Origin of the sequence: Hyphobacterium sp. CCMP332, assembly GCA_014323545.1 — a bacterium.
Classification (GTDB): Bacteria; Bacteroidota; Bacteroidia; order Cytophagales; family CCMP332; genus CCMP332.
This window is the reverse complement of record CP058647.1, coordinates 3,095,843-3,115,787: the sequence shown is the minus strand read 5'-3', so window position 1 is coordinate 3,115,787 and position 19,945 is coordinate 3,095,843. Positions and strand designations below refer to the sequence as shown.

Here is a 19,945-nt window from a genome sequence, read left to right as displayed (position 1 = left end):
TTTCAGTAATTCAAAATTTATAAACTCAAATTATGAATTCAGAAAATGTTCAATTTACCAATAAAGAAGGCATTCAATTATCCGCCAAATTAGACTTTCCAATAAGCGGTAAGGTGCAACATTATGCAATTTTCGCCCATTGCTTTACCTGTAATAAAAACCTGAATGCCGTTAGAAGTATCAGCAGTGCAATGACAAAAAATCAGATTGCTGTATTGCGTTTTGATTTCACAGGTCTTGGAGATAGTGAAGGGGATTTTTCTGAGACAAATTTTAGCTCCAATGTCAATGATATCATTGCCGCCTCAGAATTTCTTAAAAAGACCTATGAAAAACCGGAGCTACTCATTGGGCATTCTCTTGGCGGTGCAGGAGTATTGTTTGCAGCCAATGCCATTGAATCAATCAAGGCAATTGCCACTATTGGAGCACCATCTAATCCGGAACATATAAAGAACTTGTTCACCGAAAAAATTGAAGTAATTAAAAAAGAAGGAGAAGCCGAGGTAAATATTGGAGGCCGTTCATTTAAAATAAAAAAGCAATTCCTGGAAGATGTTAACAACACAGATTACAATTTCAAAAATCATAAAGATCAGCCTGCAATATTAATTATGCATTCGCCACAGGACAAAATTGTGGGTATCAATAATGCCAGGGAAATCTACGAAAAACTGATGCACCCAAAAAGCTTTATCACTCTTGATGGTTCAGACCATTTAATATCATTAAAAGAGGATGCTAGTTATGCAGGAGAGTTAATTGCAAAATGGGCACTACGATATTTGAACAAAAAAGAAATAGAAGTCTTTAAAACACATCAGTCAGTAGCTGTCAGAACTCATTCCGATAGTTTTACAACAGAGATTGTAAGCGGAAAACATACAATGATTGCCGACGAACCAAAAGATGTGGGTGGCGATGATCTCGGCCCTTCCCCCTATGAATTGCTCTTATCTGCACTTGGTACTTGTACATCGATGACGTTAAAATTGTACCTAGATAAAAAAGGATGGAAATACAGAAATATTGAAGTACATCTCAGCCACAAGCATAACCATTCAGAAGATGCTAAAAATCCTGAAAACCCAAGCGGGAAAATTGATGAAATCGAAAGAGATGTAAAAGTTGAAGGAGATTTTACAAAGGAACAAAGAAACAAGATCATTGAAATTGCAGACAAATGTCCGGTACATCGAACTTTGCATTCACCAACCGTAATAAATAGTCGCTGGTGGGATTAATCGATTAAACTTAAATCTTTCAGTAATTGATCAGCCACTTCTCTACCCGATTGCATGGCTGAATTAAGAGAACCGTATAAGGCAAAATCCCCGGCGATATAAATACCTTCCTTAGGGTTTAATTCCTTTATTGGTATTGAAGATTTTACTTTTTCCTGTTTGGGAAGTGCGTAATTAATATGATAACTGTCGATGAATTGCCAATTAAATTCATTATCCGGCATTATGTTATTTAACTCAGCAATAACATCTTCTACTTTTGTCTCTAACTTATTTAAAACTGTAACTGAAAGTAATTTTTTGTTTTCAGGAGTGTATTTTCCTGAAACATTGGAAATAAAACACATGTTATTGATCAATGCACTTTCATCCGAATTAAGAATAAGTATTGGTTCATCAATCAAGGCTTTGTCAGATGAGAAGTAATAATTGCTTACACTTACGTATTTTGAATTTCTATTTGGCAAAAATGGATCCAGAAGATGGCTACTCCCTTCGATAGCAATGACAATATTCCTTGAGGAATAGCTTTTGCCATTTTCAAGTGTAATTTTATTTTTTTCAATATCCTTGACTCTACTGGAACATTCTATCATCCCCGGTGTCAAATTGCGCGCCAGTTGTTTTGGAATTTCAGCTATTCCTTTTGCCGGAACTGCTGCTCCGTACTCATTAAACATCTTTATTACAAATTCAAACATTGCAGAATTTGTCTCTAAATTTTTTTCTAGAAATATCCCCGATAAGAAGGGTTGAAAAAAATCTGTAATTGTTTTTAAATCAAATTTTCTGCGGGCCAATTCCTGTCTGGTATTTCGATTGTTTCCCTTCAAAACAGAGTCTAGGCTTTTATTTTTTAATGATTGTTTTAATTGAAATAATTTGATTTTATCTTTTAAACTGACACCGGATTTAAATAAGGTGTTAAATAAAAAAGAAGGTCTCTGGATAGGGTCTATCAGATAATAGGATTTTCTCCTATTCAAAATATAGGCCCCATTTAAAAAGTATTTTAAATCCAGGTCATCATAATTCAATAAGCGTGAAGCCTCTGGATAAGCAGGTAAAAAAACCTGAAAGCCGCGATCCAGAATAAAGCCATTCTTTACAAAAGATCGTACTCTACCACCTACTTCAGGTTCTGCTTCAAATATTTTTATTTTCAAGTCGTGGCCGTGCAAATAGTTTGCTGCTGTCAACCCAGACATTCCTGCCCCAATGATTATAACATCAAAATCCATTCTAAAAAATCATTTTGACAAAGATATATGATAGCCCTTAAAATTTAATTATTTGGGAATCCTGAAGAAATGGTATTTCAACTTTTTCAATATTGTCTAAAAGTTCGGGTCCCGGATGATTGAGAAAGATGTTTTTACAGGATAATAAATGATACATTTCCGTCAATTTTAAATAATTCAAATGACCTGGTGTCGTTTTTTGATAATTATAACATTCGCAGATAAAGAGTTCGGCAGAATCGGATAATTTCAATAGATTATTGCTCCATTCTCCATCTCCAGAAAAAGCAAATATTTTACCCTTATGACTAATTCTTAACCCTTTTGGATAGGACAACTCCGAGTGTTGGACATCATAAGTCTCAATTGAAAAATCATGCCATGTATCTGCTCCACTGTATTCTCTAAACTCGGTAATTGCTTCGGTATAACGCAGTGAATCAGGATAAAGTAAATTTTGCAAAGTCTGTAGCCGTTTTTTGGTTCCGCCAGGACCGAATATCTCAATCCTGTGATTTTTATCTTTTGCAACATATGCCAATTCCATAAGTATAAAGGGTATTCCACCTATATGGTCGCCGTGCAAATGGCTTATAAATATGACATCGATATCCTCAATTTTTTTACCAATTGACTTAATGGCTACAGAGCTTGTCGCACCACAGTCCACCAAGAGGTTTTTTTTGTTCCAATTAATCCAAAAACAGGTCTGCATTTTTCCACCACTACCAAATGCATCACCGGAACCCATTACTTGCAATTCAGCCATATTGCAATTTATAATTAATCAAACAATCCGGGATTCGGATTTCTCCTAAATTTGCTTAAATCCGGTTCAAAACTTTTTACGACAGGCAGATATTTATTGAGAGAAATTTTATAAAGCTTTTTAATGGTCTCCGCCCATTCACCCTCCCCTCTCATACGTCTTCCGAATTTGGAATCGTTTAAATTCCCATTGTGGGCTGTTCTAATTTGCGATAAAATCTTATCGCTGCGCTCCGGAAAATTCCGAAGCAACCAGGACTCAAAAAGTGTATTTAGTTGACCGTTCAGACGAATCATAGTATAGGAAACACTTCCAACACCTCTCTTTCCTGCTTCCCGGATTATTTCGGGCATTTCATGATCATTCAGCCCCGGAATAATCGGACCAATCAATATTCCAACTGGGATTTTTTTTGCAATTAAATGGTCGATTGCCTCCCACTTTTTCTTTATCGTGGAGGTTCTTGGCTCAAGTTTTTGCCTAAGACTCTCCTCCAGGGATGTTATAGAAAAAATCACTTTGCACAGATTCATGGATGCCAACTCTTCAAGAATATCAGCATCTCTTGATACCAAGGCATTTTTTGTAATAATTCCAACGGGGTTGCGATATTGAAGAAATACCCTTAAGAGCGATCTTGTAATTTTCAATTTCCTTTCCACAGGCTGATAACAATCTGTATTGCCTGAAAGCATCACAATGGCCGGATTCCATTTAAGCGATTCAAATTCACTCTTAAGTAGAGCAGGAGCTTCCTCCTTTATTAGAATCTTAGACTCAAAATCAAGACCTGCATTAAAACCCCAATAGTTATGAGAATTCCTTGCATAACAATACACGCAACCATGCTCACAGCCCTGATAGGGATTAATTGACCATTCAAAGGGAATATCCGGACTATTGTTTTTTGATAAGATTTTTTTTGGTGCTTCCTTAAAAAAAGAAGTTGCTTCATTCAGGTCTTCCCAATCATCAATACCCTCAACATGATCTCTGCTGTAGCTAAATGTTGAGAATGGATTGTCTAACTGAATGTCTGAACCTCTTCCTTTTATATTTTTTCTAATCATTTTAGCAATTTACTAATATTATTAGTATTTGCTAAATATTTTGCATTTTTGATCGAAAAATTACTGCTTGTCCAAAAAAGCTCAGGCCGGAATTAAAAACAACAAGCCCGGCAGTTCCCAAATAAAACCATGATCCGTTTTGAATCTTGGCTATTATGGCCTCTCCTACCAGGCTAATTCCAAATCCACAAAGTATCAAACCGCCAATCGAATAAATCAGCCATTTTACTTTAAGACTCATAAATGTTTAGTTTACATCAAATGAAATCATAAGTTCATCCCACATCATGCTTACTTTGCCGCTTTCCTTAACATCGAATGTCAATCTTTCCGACTTCTTATCGATTTTTTGTGGTTTCACTTTGAATCTTAGGACATCTTTTTCTTCGTTGTATTTATAAGCACCCCACTGGTTTGCTTCGCTATTAAGAATAACCATCCAACTGTCTTCATTGGGAACTGTAAAAAGAGAATATTTTCCTGCTTTTACAGATTCTCCATTAATTGATACATCCTGTGAAAACTCAATTGTTGTAGCCTCATTAGCGCCTGTTCTCCATACTTCTTCATATGGAACAAGTTCACCCCAAATTACTCTGTCTTTAACCGCCGGTTGACTGTAGTCAATTTTAATATTTTTTCCATTGACGGTATTCATGGCCGTAGCCGGTGGACTAGGCCTTGTGGCTTTGTCTTTTTGTGCAAATGCCGTTCCTCCAATAAATAAGAAGAACAATAAAAATACGCTTAGATTAATTTTTTTCATTATTAAGTTTATTTTGATTTCTATGTTAAGATAAAAATTAAATCTATTCTTTTTCCAGACCCAGTATTGAGTTCAGGACGACATTTATAAAAAACATCACAATCCCAAATAAAAGAGCCCACCAGAAATTTTGAACATAAAATCCATCCACCATCCAATCCACAAGCATTATCATGAAAACATTTATGACAAGTAGAAATAGTCCAAGGCTTAGTATTGTAATCGGAATTGTCAAAATAATTAATATCGGACGAATCACAGTATTGACAATGGCCAGGAGAATCGCGACTCCTATTGCATAGAGAAAATCTTCAATGACTACACCACTAAGTAAATAAGCAGTCAGATAAACGCTAAGTGCATTGACAAGTAATCTTATTAGCATATTTATTTTTTTTTCAAACTAAGAATACAAAGCTTGTGTTTTTTTATAAATATTTAAAATGAATACTAAACTGACCAATGCTATACTTATTTCAAGCGTATTTACTCTACTATATGCGCTTTTACCTCCAATGGACCTGCCCTACTCCTTGGTTTTCTTTGCCTTTATAATAGCAAATGTGCTTTTATTCCGTATGGTATATATTATTTTAAAATTTGGAAAGGAAAGTACAAGAACATTTCAGGATCATTTTTACGATGATATTGAGTCGAAAAGAAACAATCCTTAAAGGTTCTATTCCCAAATAAGATTTTCGCCACAAGTAAAAATTTACAACCTCTCATCAATTTATTTTTAATCTACGAAAACATTCGTATATATTTGTACGAAACAATTCGTAGATGACTGAGCAAAAAGAAAATAAGCCAACCAAGTCGGAGCTTGAAATTCTTCAGGTTTTATGGAAAGAAGAACCACTTTCTGTAAGAGATGTAAATGATATTTTAAATAAAGACCGGAAAGTTGGATATACAACTACCCTGAAAATCATGCAGTTGATGTATGAAAAATCGCTTTTGACAAGAAAAAATGAAGGAAAAAAGCACATTTATTTTACAAATGTCAATGAGCAGGATATTCAGAAAAACATGCTTGATAAATTTCTAAACCGCACATTCAATGGTTCAGCCTATTCATTAGTAATGGAGGCCCTTGGAAATTACAGAGCATCTAAAGAAGAATTGGAGGCAATTAAACAACTTATAGAAAAAATTGAAGGAGGTCAAAAATGAATGCGATAGAATTTTTAAATAATCTGATACCCGCCTCTGTTTTGGGTTGGGCCGTTATTCACACATTATGGTCAGGAATGCTCATATGGGTATTATTTTTATTAGGTAAAAACCTATTTGGCAGAACGACAGCATTTAAATATTACTGGGCTTTAGGCTTGCAATTTTTACTCTTCTTTTCCTTCTCCTTTGCTGTATTCTACGAGCTAAGTTTTTACAATTTTGAAAATAAGGGGTCGATAAATTCAGAACCTGCGGCCAATATTATGGCCAGTGAAAATTTACAAAATGACTCACCCTTTCAAATTACATCACTAAATGAATCATACATTGCTGAACTAATAGAAATAAGCACTCCTTTTATATCTGTTTTATGGATAATAGGCGCTCTCATAATGATGATGCGTTTTATTACCAATTTAATGTATATACAAAATCTGAAAACAACCGGAATTTATGAGATTGAAAATGAATGGGAATTAAAATTCAAAGAAATACTGTCCAAACTGCGAATGAAAAGCAAGATCCGTCTATTTGAGTCGGATATGATAGACTCCCCTTTAACCTTGGGATTTATTAAACCTGTGATCTTGGTTCCAATAGGTATGCTAAGTCAAATTCCTTATGATCAAGTAGAAGCCATATTAATTCATGAGATAGCACATGTAAAAAGAGCCGATTACCTGATAAATGTAATTCAGAACATTATAGAAGCTTTGGTTTTCTTTCACCCCGTTACCTGGATTCTATCAACGCATATAAGAACAGAAAGAGAAAATTTATGCGATGACTTTTCAGTGCATTTGCAAAGAAACCCCATTCACTTGGCCAAGGCTTTAGTAGAAATTCAAAGGCACTCCAACCATACTCCTGAACTTGCACTTGGAAGTAATAACCCAAAATACGTTTTGCGTAAACGAATTGAAAGAATTTTGAATGTTGAAAAAAACAATTCCGAATTAACAAAAAGTCTCATTCCGGTAATTACTTTGATCATTTTTATTCTGGGGCTTTCGTTATTTCAATTATCAAATCGGTCAGAGGCAGGACCCGATGAATCCGGTTTTCTAAATATGGTTTCAGATTTACCATTTCAGGAGGCGTACCCTCCGGTTCCTGAAACTACACAGATGGCCATGGTGGAAGCACCAATTCAAACGATAATTCAGAAAAAGAATAAAGAAATAAGCCAACAACAAGTAAAGGTCCAACCAAAAATAAACAGTTCGCATTCACTTCTGGATCATAAAAATAGAAATACATTTACTATGACCCTGCCCGGTGGAGATGATGAAATCACAATTAAAAAAACCAGCAGTGATGTCAAGAAAATTGAGATTGTTTTTGTTGATCCCAGAGATATAAAAAAATTGAAAATCGACGGTAAAAAAATTAAAGAAGAAAATTTTGATGACTACGTAGACTTATTGAATAAAGAGGTATTCTATTCGCACGGAAAAAACCGTAACTCCAATTCATTTGCCTATACCTATAGCGATGCTGAGGATAATGCCACAGTTAAAGTTATTAATTCCGAACCTGGCCGTAATGAAGCAATTGTTTCTATTAATAGCAGCCCTGATGATGAAAATGTTATTGTAATCAAGATTAACGGTGATGATGATCAAACCCGGATAATTGAAATACCTGATATAGATGAAAATTTTATGGAAATTCAGGAAGATCTGGAAGAGCTTTTTTCTGATTTGGATTTAGACTTCGAATTTGAATTCGAAGAAAAGGATGAAGAATCTGATGAAAATGATGAGAATAAATTTACCCATAGACATTTAAGACAACACAGAACCGAAACTATTGAAAAAAATCTCGAAGAAGCAGCCCGGGCTTTAGAGCAGACAAGTAAGAAACTTGAAGAAAAAAGTAAGGCGCTCCAAAAAGAGTTAAATGCAGTAGAAATGCAGGAAGTTGAAGAAGAGATTCAGGAAGCCATCGAAGAGATTCAAGAGGAAATTGAGAATATTCAAGAGAAAGAATTGAAAGTTAAAGTTAAAGAAAAGAAAATCAGAGCTGAAGCAATCGCAGTTGAAAAAACTGCTAATGAAAAAGGTTCGAAAATGTCAGAAATGATAAATGAACTGGAGCAAGATGGAATTATTGAGGAAGGGATTAAAAAAATTAAAATTGCATTTGAAAAAGGAAAAATGACAGTTAACGGAGAGGTGCAAAATGAAGAGATTACGCGTAAATATTTGGACATGTTTGATATCGATGAATCTGCCAATATCAGGTATAATAAAATCGAAGATTAAATCCATTGGATTTTTTTAGAATTTAATAAGCAGACTTATCGGTCTGCTTTTTTTATGCCGTTATTTTCTACCTATTTTTGCAGCTCAAAACTGAGTTAGCCCTCCATGCCTACAAAAAGCAAAAACAAAAATATTCTTGTCTATATCGTTTTATTGATAGTCGTTTTTTTTGTGGCTTTTCTGAGTTATTATCTGGGTTCAAGAAAAACTGAAAACACCTATTCTTTTATTCCCGGAAATGCCGTTATGGTATGGGAAAGCCTGAACACTTATAAAAGTATTGAAAGGTTAAAAGGAGGCTCTGTTTGGAATAATCTTGAACAGACCACATTTTATGAAAGTATTCAAAAAAGGTTAACAATAATTGATTCTGCAACTAAAAATAAGAATGACCTCTCTTTTATTCTTAAAGACAAATACTTTCGGTGTTCAATGCATATAACATCGAATAATGATTTTGATTTTATATTTTATTTACCCCTTCGCTCTAAAGATGAGAAACAGTTTTACAGACTTGTGATAGAAAAATTTGAGGCTTCCGACAAGCATAATATTAGTGAAAGAGCCTATCAAAAAATTCCAATTACAACAATTAAGAACAAGCAGAGCGGCGATCAATTTTCATTCATCCAATATCAGAATCATTTAATAGGCAGTATGACGCCCTTTCTTATCGAGGATGTAATCAGACATATTTCCGATAAAAAAGAAATGTCTTTTTACGATATCAACAAAAAGAACTTTGAAGTAGCAAGAATCAACAATGATGACGGCGATCTTTACATTAATATTAATCGTTTTGCTGAATTCTTAAAATGCTTTACCAAAGATGAATATTCTGAAGACCTGGATTTAATCAAGCTATTCTCAGAATCTTCATTTTACGATTTGTCAGTAAAAGGTGAAAAAATTTATTTGAATGGATCCAGTATCCCTTCAAAGGGTATCAACAATTTCCTAGATATTTTTAAAAATGAATCAGGAAATGCTTTGGACTTAGCCCCCTATTTGCCTATGAACACGGCCATCTATTATGGCTTTTCCTTTGATAATGGTATTTCATTTCAGCAAAATTTTAAAACCTTTCTAAAAAATTCTGGTCAAAATGAAATTTTGGAAAGCTGGTACAATTTATCAGTGGATGAGAATATCTACATCGAGAAAATTTTTGAATTTCTAGGAACTCATTTCGCTTATGTAACCCTGGAATCGGTTAATCCTGCCAAACCCATACACTTGTTTTACATGCAAAGCAATGATCCTAATTCCAATTTGGATTATCTGGACGCCATTTCCACAAAGTTCTCTAAAATCGAAGATGGAAATATCCCTTTTGAGGAGGATTACGGTGGCGTGAAAATTAGTGAAATGATGAAGGCAGATTATCCACAATTAGCCTTTTCAAAATACTTCGGAGGCTTTGATAAATGCTATTATCTGAAAATCCATGATTATATAATTTTTGTAAATGACATTGCCGCAGCCCGGCAATTGATAGACGATATTAACGATGAAAAAGTCTGGGGCAAATCAGTAAAACAAAATCTCTTTCTTGAAGAAGTAATTCAAAAAACCAATGTGAATATTATCATCAATACAGCCAGATCATGGTCATTAATCAAAAATGTTACCAGTGATTACTGGAAAGAGTTAATCGAGAACAACTCCGAGTCACTTAAACGATTTGAAATGATTGCATTGCAATATGAGTATCTCGATGAAAAATTCTATACCGGCGCTGTAATTCAACATAAGAAAACGGTCGTTTCTGAAAAGAAAAGCAAAGAATATCTAAAAACCTTATTAAACAGACGATTCGATCATACATTAATAACAAAACCAAAAGTAGTAAGAAATTTTACTGACAATTCACTTGAAATTCTGGTTCAGGATACCCAAAAACAGTTACACCTATTAAATAAATCGGGAATTGTAAAATGGACCAAACAATTAGACGGACAACTTTTGCCCGAAAGTATTTATCAGTTAGATTACTACAAAAATGGAAAACTTCAGTATTGTTTCAGCGATGATAAAAATATTTATCTCATAGATCGAAACGGAAATTATATTGAAGATTTCCCTAAAAGAATAACCAAGGACGCCAACCAGGAATTAAAATACTTTAATGTTATCGACTATGACAATTCCAAGAATTACCGTTTCATTTGCTCTGATAATAAAGGACAAGTTTTCATTACTGATAAAAACGGGAAAAAACTAGAATCGTGGAATCCTTTGAAATTGAATTCGGAACTCGCATCCAAACCGCAGCATACCCGAATGTTAGATAAAGACATCATCGTCTTATTAACAAAGAATGGTAAACTCGATTTAAGAAAACGCAATGGGAAAAGTTATTCCAGTTTCCCACTTGACTTATACAATAGGGTAAATACAGACTATTATATCGATTTGGGTAAGGATTTCAAAAGCTCCAAAATTCATATAATCGACGAAGAAGGATTATTAAGGTCTGTAAATTTTAATGGGGATATTTTATCTGAAATTCAATTTTTCAGACCTACGAAAGAGACAAAATTCGAATTGATAAGTGATGGCCTCGGTAAGTCCTATTGTATTGTAAGGTTCGACAATGATGTCATTAATTTTTACAGGCCGGACAATAAACCAATTTTTGATATTGCTGGAGATCCTAACAGCATTATTCAATACTACAATTTTGGGGCCGATAACGAAGTTTTTGTCATAATCGATAGAAATACCAAACTAGTTTCATTTTTAAATTCAAAAGGTGAAAATTTGAATCCTGAAAAAATTCAATCCAGCAATAAAATAGGCCTTATGTATTTTGATTCATATGAGCAGTTTAGGGTATATAAAGCCTATGATACTGAGGTCTCGCTTATAACATTTGACCATTAATCTGCATTTATGCGAATACTATTTTTCTTTATATTTTATATAGTTTTAACTATTCCCTGTAATTCTGTCGGGGCTCAAGAAAAGGACAAATTACAAGTCGAACTTAAAAGTCCTTATCACTCGGTCTTGAATCATTTAAAATACTTAAACGAAGAAAACTATAAACCAAGACTGGCGGCTGAATCATTAATCCGTCCGAAAGGTTATTCGCAAAAAGAAATTATAGAATTATCCAAAAAATTGAAAATGGTCTTCGACGCGAGGGGGCTATATATCGCAATTGAGGAAATTCCAAGAAATTCAAATTATTTCGACTCTTTAAGAGATGCGAGAGAATATATTGTACATAAAGATCTGCCGGAGATTTATCTAAAAAAATATGGAGATCAATGGAAGTATTCTGAAAATTCCGTCAATGCAATTCAAAATCTATACAGTAGCACTTTTATTCTTGGCATAGACCATTTAATAGATTTTTTACCAAAAGGAGCCGAAAAAAAGGTTTTTGGTTTAAAAATATGGCAACTCACAGGTTTGTTCATAATCATAACAATTGCAGTATTGCTGGAAAGATTAGTCGATCTATTACTTCGCAAAATTGCGAGACGATTGCTGGTAATAAAAGGAGTTGATAAAATTGCAAAAAGGGTTATTCTACCCGTTACCCGACCTACCAGCATACTAATAATTCTGGGGGTAGTATTATTGTTAATTCCCGGTCTTATGCTTCCAATTGAGTTGAACAAATACCTCATTATTGGAATCAAGGCGGTTGTGCCTATTCTCATTACCATCGTGGTGTATAAAATGACAGATTTGCTCAGTGATTATTTGATGGCAAAAGCTGAACAAACCGAAAGCACGCTCGATGACCAATTGATTCCATTATTAAGAAAGATATTAAAAGTCTTCATTGTTCTTATCGGATCCCTGTTTGTTTTATTAAATCTTAATGTCAATATAATACCATTGCTGACCGGTTTATCAATTGGAAGTTTGGCCCTGGCTTTGGCCGCTCAGGATACCTTGAAAAACTTTTTTGGTTCAATAATGATATTTGTGGACAGACCCTTTCAAATAGGTCAGTGGATCACAACCGACGGAGTGGACGGAACCGTTGAAGAGGTAGGTTTCAGATCTACAAGAATCCGGACCTTTCGGAACTCTCTTCTTTCGGTTCCAAATGGTAAACTGGCCGATAGCGCCATCGACAATCACGGTTTAAGAAATTACAGAAGATTTTATACAAAAATTGGGCTCATGTACGACACACCTCCTCAAGCTATAGAAGTTTTTGTAGAGGGGCTAAGAGAACTCGTTAATAAGCATCCCAATACAGTTAAAGACCGGATGGAAATACATTTCAATGAAATGGCGGATTTCTCGTTAAATATCATGTTCTACATTTTCTTTGATGTTCCTACATGGTCTGAAGAGTTAAAAGCAAGAGATGAAATTTTACTTGCTATTGTAAGACTTGCAGATGCCATTGGCGTAAATTTTGCTTTTCCTACTACAACGCTTCACATGGAAACTTTTCCGGGAAAAGAAACCCTTTCACCGACATACGAATTGAATAAGGAAAAGCTTCAATCACTTAAAAACGATTTTATCAATAATTATCAAAACAGCTAAAATGAAATTCGGAACCAAAGCAATACACGCGGGAATAGAACCCGATCCGGCTACAGGAGCAGTTATGACTCCCATTTACCAAACATCAACTTATGCGCAGAGTGCACCAGGTGATCATAAAGGATATGAGTATTCCAGAACTCACAATCCAACAAGAACGGCCTTACAAAATAATCTAGCAGCCCTAGAAAATGCTAAGCACGGATTGTGCTTTGCTTCCGGAATGGCAGCCGTTGATGCCATTGTAAAACTCTTAAAACCAGGTGATGAAGTTGTTTCCACTAATGACCTTTACGGTGGCACCTATAGAATATTTACCAAAGTATTCGCTCAATACGGTATTAAATTCAATTTCATTTCAATGGCAAATATTGAAGCCTTAAAGGAAGCAATTTCACCAAATACAAAATTGATTTGGGTTGAAAGCCCAACGAACCCGCTTCTTAATATAATTGATATTGAGGCTGTATGTAAAATTGCGAGATCAAAAAATATTTTAACTGTAGTTGACAATACTTTTGCAACCCCATACCTGCAAAATCCTTTGGATTTAGGTGCAGACATGGTTATGCATTCTGTTACTAAATATTTGGCAGGCCATTCCGATGTAGTAATGGGTGCTATTTTGCTTAATAGTGATAAATTACATGAAGACCTTTCTTTTATCCAGAATTCTTGTGGTGGCGTTCCCGGTCCACAGGATTGTTTTTTAACACTTAGAGGGCTGAAAACACTTCATATCCGAATGCAAAGACATTGTGAAAATGGTAAAGTAATTGCCGATTTTTTACATAATCATTCATCTGTCGAAAGAGTTTATTGGCCGGGTATTCCTACGCATGTGAACCACGAGATTGCCAAAAAACAAATGAAAGATTTTGGGGGCATGATTTCATTCACTTTAAAAAATGATAAAATTGAAGTGGCACTGGATGTTTTGAAAAAATTAAAACTCTTTACCCTTGCCGAATCATTAGGTGGAGTTGAATCGCTTAGTGGCCATCCGGCATCAATGACACATGCAAGTATTCCAAAAGAAGAAAGAGAAAAAGCCGGCTTAAAAGACACTTTGATCCGATTGAGTGTTGGAATAGAAGATGCTGAAGATCTAGTCGATGACCTAAAACAAGCCATTTCTTAATGAAAGAGGGAAATAATATTCCCTCTGATCCAAAAGAAGGTTCTTAAAAATTTTGGGGCTTCTCCTCCTTTAGATCACTTCAGGAGGATATAATAAATAATACCTTAAAAGGCAATGACACGCTTGCCCTAATGCCGACCGGTGGAGGCAAATCCATTTGCTTTCAAGTACCGGGTCTAATTTTACCGGGATTAACAATTGTCATTTCCCCATTGATTGCCTTGATGAAAGACCAGGTTGAGCAGTTAGTTCAAAGGGGAATAAAAGCAAAAGCAATTATCAGTGGAATGCACAAACACGAAATCGATATCGCACTTGATAATTGTGTTTACGGAAACACCAAATTTCTTTATGTCTCGCCAGAAAGATTGAAATCTGATTTGTTTATCGCAAGGCTAAAGAATATGAAGGTTAGTCTTTTGGTAATTGATGAAGCCCATTGTATTTCGCAGTGGGGTTATGATTTTCGTCCTGCTTATTTGGAAATCGCCAATATAAGGGAGCACTTATCTCAAAAGGTTCGGGTATTGGCGCTGACTGCGACCGCCACGCCTCAAATACAAAAGGATATAATTGAAAAGTTAAATATCCCAGATGCCATTACTTTTAGAAAAAGCTTTGCAAGAGCGAATCTATGTTATAAAGCGATAAAAACTCAAAACAAATTAAATGTCCTGCTCAATCATTTATCCAATACAAAAGACGCTGTAATTCTTTATGTCCGCAGTCGAAAAAATACGCGTTACTATTCAAATTTATTGGAAAAAAATGGCTTCAGGTCTGCTTATTATCATGCCGGATTGAGTACACAGATGCGTGATAAAATTCAGAGCGATTGGATAAAAAACAAAATCCGCATAATTGTTGCAACCAATGCATTTGGAATGGGAATTGACAAAGGCGATGTAAGACTGGTAGCCCATTTAGATCTTCCGGATAGCCTTGAAGCTTATTATCAAGAAGCGGGAAGAGCAGGTAGAGATGAAAAGTATTCGGAAGCTATAATTATCTACCAGGATAGGGATATTGAAGAATTAAAATCAAAGACTTCAATGCGTTTTCCTGAATTGAAGGTTTTAAGACAAGTCTATACCGGAATTTGCAATCACTTTCAATTGGCATTAGGCAGTGGGGAAATGCAGAGTTTCAATTTTGATCTTGAAAAATTCAGTAAGAAATTTAATACCTCCGTCCTAAGCACTTATTATAGCATTAAAGAGTTGGAAAAACACGGATTTGTTCAATTTGAAGAAAATTCCAGCTCTGTATCTACATTAAATATTCTACCCGACAATAAAGAACTTTACAGTTTTCAGGTTGCAAATCCAAAATTCGATCTATTTCTAAAATCCATCATTAGGATGTACGGCGGTGAAATTTTTAGTTCTTATGTAAAAATAAATGAAGATCAAATTGCTTCTAAAACGATATTGGAGCATAATCAGGTTATTGAGTATCTTAAAAAGTTAAATGATCTTAAAATCATTGATTATATACCACGCTCTGATTTGCCTAAAATTACATTCCTCCTACCACGTCAGGATACACATTCGTCATTTATCACTGAAAAACAACTTGAAATAGATCGCAAAAGGTATTTTGACCGTATGAGGTCAATGATTCACTTTACAGAACTAAAAAACACCTGTAGGAGTAATTATTTACAGGATTATTTTGGAGAAGAAAACTACTCTGAATGTGGTGTTTGTGATAATTGTTTGGAAAAATTCCAATCCCTTGACAAAGAAGCTTTGAAAAATAAAATACTCAATCTTCTGGATTTACATAAATCACTGAACCTAAATGACTTAAATAAAATATTTTTTAAATTAGACCCCTCTGAAATATCAGGAATATTAAGGGAAATGTCATTAAATGGTGATATTAATATAAGTGAAAACAGAAATATCTCCCGTTAAAATTTAAATCCTTCATTCTTAAAAAAAATGGCTTGAATTGATGCAAATAGTATCATTTTAATAAAAATATTCTCATATTTGACTTTGGAATAGTATTTGATAACCCCTTACCAAAAAGGGCATATTAAACACAGAAGCAACCAAATCGCATCAATTAATTACTTCGTGAGAAACAGAATCGTTTCATTGCTTCTGCTTTTTGTCACCCTGTCGAGCTTTGACCTAAAGTTTACACTTCCGGCAGATGATCCGAATCTTCAATTCAAGAAAACATTTATTTGGGCATTTACAAAGTATATTGAATGGCCATCTTCATATAACAGCGGAGAGTTCGTTATAGGACTTTTAGGGGATTCTCCTCTTGAATCTTATCTCAACGACCTCAAAGATAGGTACGGCGATGTAGAGGGTCAAAAAATTGCAATTAAGAAATTCAATAGTGTTTCTAAAATTGAGAAATGTCATATTCTTTATATCCCTGATGATAAGAGCAATGTCCTGAATTCTGTTATATCTAAATTACAGGGAAAAAGCACACTTATAATTACCGAAGGAGAAGGTTTGGCCCGGCAGGGTGCCATAATTAATTTCGTTGTAAGAAATAACAAAATAAAATTTGAAATAAATAAGAAAACAGCAGAGTCGTATTCGCTTCAGGTTAGCTCAGTACTTTCTGACCTTGGAATATTGATTGAATGATGAAAAGGGCATTTTACATATCGCTCGTTTTTGTTCTGATTGCTCTAAGCAACCTTACTGCTCAACCTTTGAAAAAAGCAGAGGCTGTGAATTATTTACAGGAAGGTAAGTTGGAAGAAGCAAGACAAGCTATTGATGTAGCCATAATAAATGAAGTGACCTCAAAACAAGCAGATACATGGTATTTCAGAGCTTACATATACAATGAGTATTTCAAGCAAAAAGATAATGATAACCCATTCTCTCAATATAGAACTGCGGTAGCCAATTCCTGCTCTGAATGCATTGACTTGGATAAAACAGCAGATAAAGAATGGGCAAAAGAATGCGAAAAAATATACGATTTGTTAGCGAAGCGTTATTATAATGACGGTGTTGTTAAATTTCAGGCAGAGCAATTCAGGGATGCGTATAAGCTTTTCAATTTGTACCTGGATATAATGGAAGAAGTGAATCCATCAGATATTGACGCCAATGCTATCTTCCTCACAGGTTATGCTGCATTTAGTAATACTGATTTCGGCAACGCTAAAAAATTCCTTTTAAAGGCAAAAGCACGTGGTTTAAACACTTATCAGTTGTATTTCTATCTTGCTAAAACCTACTGGGCATTAAATGATAAAGAATCTGCCTTTGCAATTTTGAATGAAGGAAATGAAAGACATCCAACAAGAAAGGAATTGGTGGAATTGCATTTGAAATATTTACAGGAAGCCGGTGATATTACGGAAAGAGAGCATGTGCTTCATAAAGCAATAAAGCTCGACCCGCAGAATGTTGACTATTTAATACTACTGGCCATTCAGTATGAGAGTTATGCGGAAAAATTTGTTGGGGAACCTAATTATGATATTTACATAGATAAAGCCAAAGAATACTATAAAAAAGCTCTTGAATTAAAACCTGATGCTATTTTGGCTAATTATAATCTTGGACTGCTATACTACAACAGAGGGGTAACCATGGCCAATGATCTGGATCCGGATGCTGATATTCTCACAATTTTTGAAGTTCAGGATAAAGTGACCAAATTATTTCAAGAGGCCCTTCCTTTTATGAAAAAATCTTTTGAATTAAATCCAAAAAGAAAAGACACTATAATCGCCCTCGACAATATCTATACAGCACTTAACAATCCTGAAAAGGCCAGATATTACAGAGACCTTCTGAAAACTTTATAATAAAATTAGCAAAGCATTAGCTAAATCTTTTTATAAATCTATGTGAATAGCTATTATTGCTTTATAAGTAATAGCCAGAGTAGAATGAGAATAAGGTTTACGGTAGGTACGAGGATTGGACTAGGTTTTGCTATTCTTATCTTTTTATCGCTACTCAATTTTATATTAACCTTTAAAACTGTAACCGAGAGTTCCAGCATTAATAAAGAGATCACAGAAGTTTACAACCCTTCGGTTGATAAGCTGGAAGCTTTGAATCTGATGATCGTTCGATCTAAATTGCTAATCACAAACTGGTTATCTCAACAAAAACAAAATCAGAGTAGTAAAAAATTACTTCCAAAACTTATTTATGAAGATTACCAGGAATTAAGGACAGAGTTAAAAACACTTTCTGAAAACTGGGATGAGCAAGAACAGCAACAATTGGATGAACTTTTTAAAATGATCGATCAATTGTTTCTTTCGCATGAACAAGTGATGAACATGCTCAAAACCTTTGCCGATTATGAAGATGGGCTTACCAAATTCATGGCCGAGGAGATAGTAAATGACGGTATGATTGAAACTCAGACAACTGTGGTATTAGATTTGGTTGAGGAGCTTTCAATGCGCCAGCTTGTACAGACAGAAGAAGTAAGTAAGGATATGTTGGAAAGTTTCCAGTTTTTGAATTTCATTATATCATCAACCGGAATCGGTCTTATTATAATTGGAATATTTGTGGCCATTTTCACTGTGCGCTCTATAGTAGCCCCGGTCCACACACTAAAAAACATGCTTAATTCTCTGGGAAAGGGTATTTTGCCTCAGGAGAAAATTCCACCCAGAGATGATGAAATCGGTGAAATGTGTGTTGCAATGAACCAACTGGTGGATGGTTTGAAAGAAACCGTTGAATTTTCAAGACAAGTGGGTATTGGTAATTTCCATGCACCGTACAAGCCTTTAAGTGATAAAGATACTCTCGGACATGCATTGCTGCAGATGAGAGATGAACTATACGAACTCAAGGAACACCTTGAAGAAAAAGTTAAAGATCGTACTGAGGAAGTCGTAAAGCAAAAAGAAGAAATAGAAAGCCAGTCTAAAGAAATTGAAGCCAAAAATTTAAAACTGGAAGAACTTTATGTAAAAGTTACAGACAGTATTCACTATGCTAAAAGGATACAACAGTCAATCCTCCCTCCTTCCACCCTTATGAGGAAGCACTTGAAAGAATCATTTATTCTTTACAAACCCAAGGATATTGTTTCCGGTGACTTTTATTGGATGGATGCATTTCAAGATAAAATTATGATCGCTGCCGTTGATTGTACAGGTCATGGGGTACCGGGTGCATTTATGTCTATTGTAGGTTATAATAACCTTAATATGGCAGTTAACGTTACAAAAGGTGAGAATGCTGCAATGGTACTAGATCAGCTTAATGAATCTGTAACAAGTACATTGAGGCAAACCCATGATGGAACCACCGCCAAAGACGGAATGGATTTGGCTTTGTGTTCATTTGATTTAAAAAAGAATAGATTAGATTTTGCAGGGGCCTTTAACCCTTTGTATAGAATCAGAAACAATGAGCTTGAAATAGTAAAGGGAAATAAATTTCCTATTGGAATTCATATCCTGCAAGAAGAAAAAGAAGAATTTACCAATCACAGGTTAGATGTAAAATCCGGTGATGTTTATTATATCTTTTCAGACGGTTATGCCGATCAGTTTGGCGGGCCTAAAGGGAAGAAATTTATGTATAGAAGATTTAGAAATCTTTTATTGGATATCCATAAAAAAGACATGGAAGAACAAAGGAAAATCCTTGATGAAACCATAGAAAAATGGATGAGCGACACGAACCAGGAACAATTAGATGATATTCTGGTAATTGGTATTCGTATACCAGCTTGATTTAAATTGAAAAAATTAAATTATATTGGAGCCTTAATATGTG

Annotated in this window: 17 protein-coding genes; 11 read left to right on the top strand and 6 right to left on the bottom strand. The window is 34.8% G+C overall.

Annotated features, from left to right (window positions below; translation table 11 throughout):
* Positions 1 to 32: 32 nt before the first annotated feature.
* Positions 33 to 1,244, top strand: coding sequence for an OsmC family protein (locus HZR84_13760; GenBank protein QNL22960.1), 1,212 nt, complete (start codon positions 33 to 35; stop codon positions 1,242 to 1,244).
* Here HZR84_13760 and HZR84_13755 read toward each other — a convergent pair.
* Genes HZR84_13755 through HZR84_13730 form a run of 6 tightly spaced genes read right to left on the bottom strand, consistent with a single transcriptional unit; the run spans position 1,241 to position 5,481 of the window.
* Complete coding sequence (locus tag HZR84_13755) at positions 1,241 to 2,485, bottom strand: FAD-dependent oxidoreductase (GenBank protein QNL22959.1); 1,245 nt, start codon at positions 2,483 to 2,485, stop codon at positions 1,241 to 1,243. The two genes, HZR84_13760 and HZR84_13755, sit on opposite strands and share 4 nt — an antisense overlap.
* 37 nt (positions 2,486 to 2,522) lie before the next feature.
* Entirely contained in the window at positions 2,523 to 3,254 is a 732-nt protein-coding gene (locus HZR84_13750) for an MBL fold metallo-hydrolase (protein QNL22958.1), read from the bottom strand.
* 14 nt (positions 3,255 to 3,268) lie between these two features.
* Entirely contained in the window at positions 3,269 to 4,324 is a 1,056-nt protein-coding gene (locus tag HZR84_13745) for a PA0069 family radical SAM protein (protein QNL22957.1), read from the bottom strand.
* A gap of 31 nt (positions 4,325 to 4,355) precedes the next feature.
* Positions 4,356 to 4,565 carry a hypothetical protein gene (locus tag HZR84_13740; protein QNL22956.1) on the bottom strand — a complete coding sequence of 70 codons (210 nt, stop codon included), beginning with the start codon at positions 4,563 to 4,565 and terminating at the stop codon, positions 4,356 to 4,358.
* A 6-nt stretch (positions 4,566 to 4,571) separates the two neighbouring features.
* Positions 4,572 to 5,090: a DUF2911 domain-containing protein gene (locus tag HZR84_13735; protein ID QNL22955.1), complete on the bottom strand. Its 519-nt coding sequence runs from the start codon at positions 5,088 to 5,090 to the stop codon at positions 4,572 to 4,574.
* A 43-nt stretch (positions 5,091 to 5,133) separates the two neighbouring features.
* On the bottom strand, positions 5,134 to 5,481 hold the full coding sequence (locus HZR84_13730; GenBank protein ID QNL23272.1) for a phage holin family protein: 348 nt from the start codon (positions 5,479 to 5,481) through the stop codon (positions 5,134 to 5,136).
* A gap of 52 nt (positions 5,482 to 5,533) precedes the next feature.
* Between HZR84_13730 and HZR84_13725 the strand changes: the two genes are divergently transcribed.
* From HZR84_13725 to HZR84_13680, 10 genes are all read left to right on the top strand, one after another.
* The gene (locus tag HZR84_13725) at positions 5,534 to 5,764 is read left to right on the top strand and encodes a hypothetical protein (protein QNL22954.1); all 231 of its coding nucleotides are present in this window, start codon (positions 5,534 to 5,536) and stop codon (positions 5,762 to 5,764) included.
* Between the two features lie 112 nt (positions 5,765 to 5,876).
* Positions 5,877 to 6,266: a BlaI/MecI/CopY family transcriptional regulator gene (locus HZR84_13720; protein QNL22953.1), complete on the top strand. Its 390-nt coding sequence runs from the start codon at positions 5,877 to 5,879 to the stop codon at positions 6,264 to 6,266.
* The gene (locus tag HZR84_13715) at positions 6,263 to 8,536 is read left to right on the top strand and encodes a M56 family metallopeptidase (protein QNL22952.1); all 2,274 of its coding nucleotides are present in this window, start codon (positions 6,263 to 6,265) and stop codon (positions 8,534 to 8,536) included. The genes HZR84_13720 and HZR84_13715 overlap by 4 nt, the downstream gene beginning before the upstream one ends.
* Positions 8,537 to 8,641: 105 nt before the next feature.
* Positions 8,642 to 11,422, top strand: coding sequence for a hypothetical protein (locus HZR84_13710; protein ID QNL22951.1), 2,781 nt, complete (start codon positions 8,642 to 8,644; stop codon positions 11,420 to 11,422).
* A 9-nt stretch (positions 11,423 to 11,431) separates the two neighbouring features.
* Positions 11,432 to 13,057, top strand: a complete 1,626-nt coding sequence (locus HZR84_13705) for a mechanosensitive ion channel family protein (protein QNL22950.1) — start codon at positions 11,432 to 11,434, stop codon at positions 13,055 to 13,057.
* 1 nt (position 13,058) lies between these two features.
* Positions 13,059 to 14,198 carry a cystathionine gamma-synthase gene (locus HZR84_13700; GenBank protein ID QNL22949.1) on the top strand — a complete coding sequence of 380 codons (1,140 nt, stop codon included), beginning with the start codon at positions 13,059 to 13,061 and terminating at the stop codon, positions 14,196 to 14,198.
* Between the two features lie 131 nt (positions 14,199 to 14,329).
* Positions 14,330 to 16,117: a RecQ family ATP-dependent DNA helicase gene (locus HZR84_13695; GenBank protein ID QNL22948.1), complete on the top strand. Its 1,788-nt coding sequence runs from the start codon at positions 14,330 to 14,332 to the stop codon at positions 16,115 to 16,117.
* Positions 16,118 to 16,282: 165 nt separating this feature from the next.
* A complete protein-coding gene (locus HZR84_13690) occupies positions 16,283 to 16,816 on the top strand; it encodes a YfiR family protein (protein ID QNL22947.1) in 534 nt (177 codons plus the stop codon).
* On the top strand, positions 16,813 to 17,997 hold the full coding sequence (locus tag HZR84_13685) for a hypothetical protein (protein QNL22946.1): 1,185 nt from the start codon (positions 16,813 to 16,815) through the stop codon (positions 17,995 to 17,997). Before HZR84_13690 ends, HZR84_13685 begins: the two co-directional genes overlap by 4 nt.
* Before the next feature lie 84 nt (positions 17,998 to 18,081).
* Positions 18,082 to 19,902 carry a SpoIIE family protein phosphatase gene (locus HZR84_13680; GenBank protein QNL22945.1) on the top strand — a complete coding sequence of 607 codons (1,821 nt, stop codon included), beginning with the start codon at positions 18,082 to 18,084 and terminating at the stop codon, positions 19,900 to 19,902.
* The last annotated feature ends 43 nt before the right edge of the window (positions 19,903 to 19,945 follow it).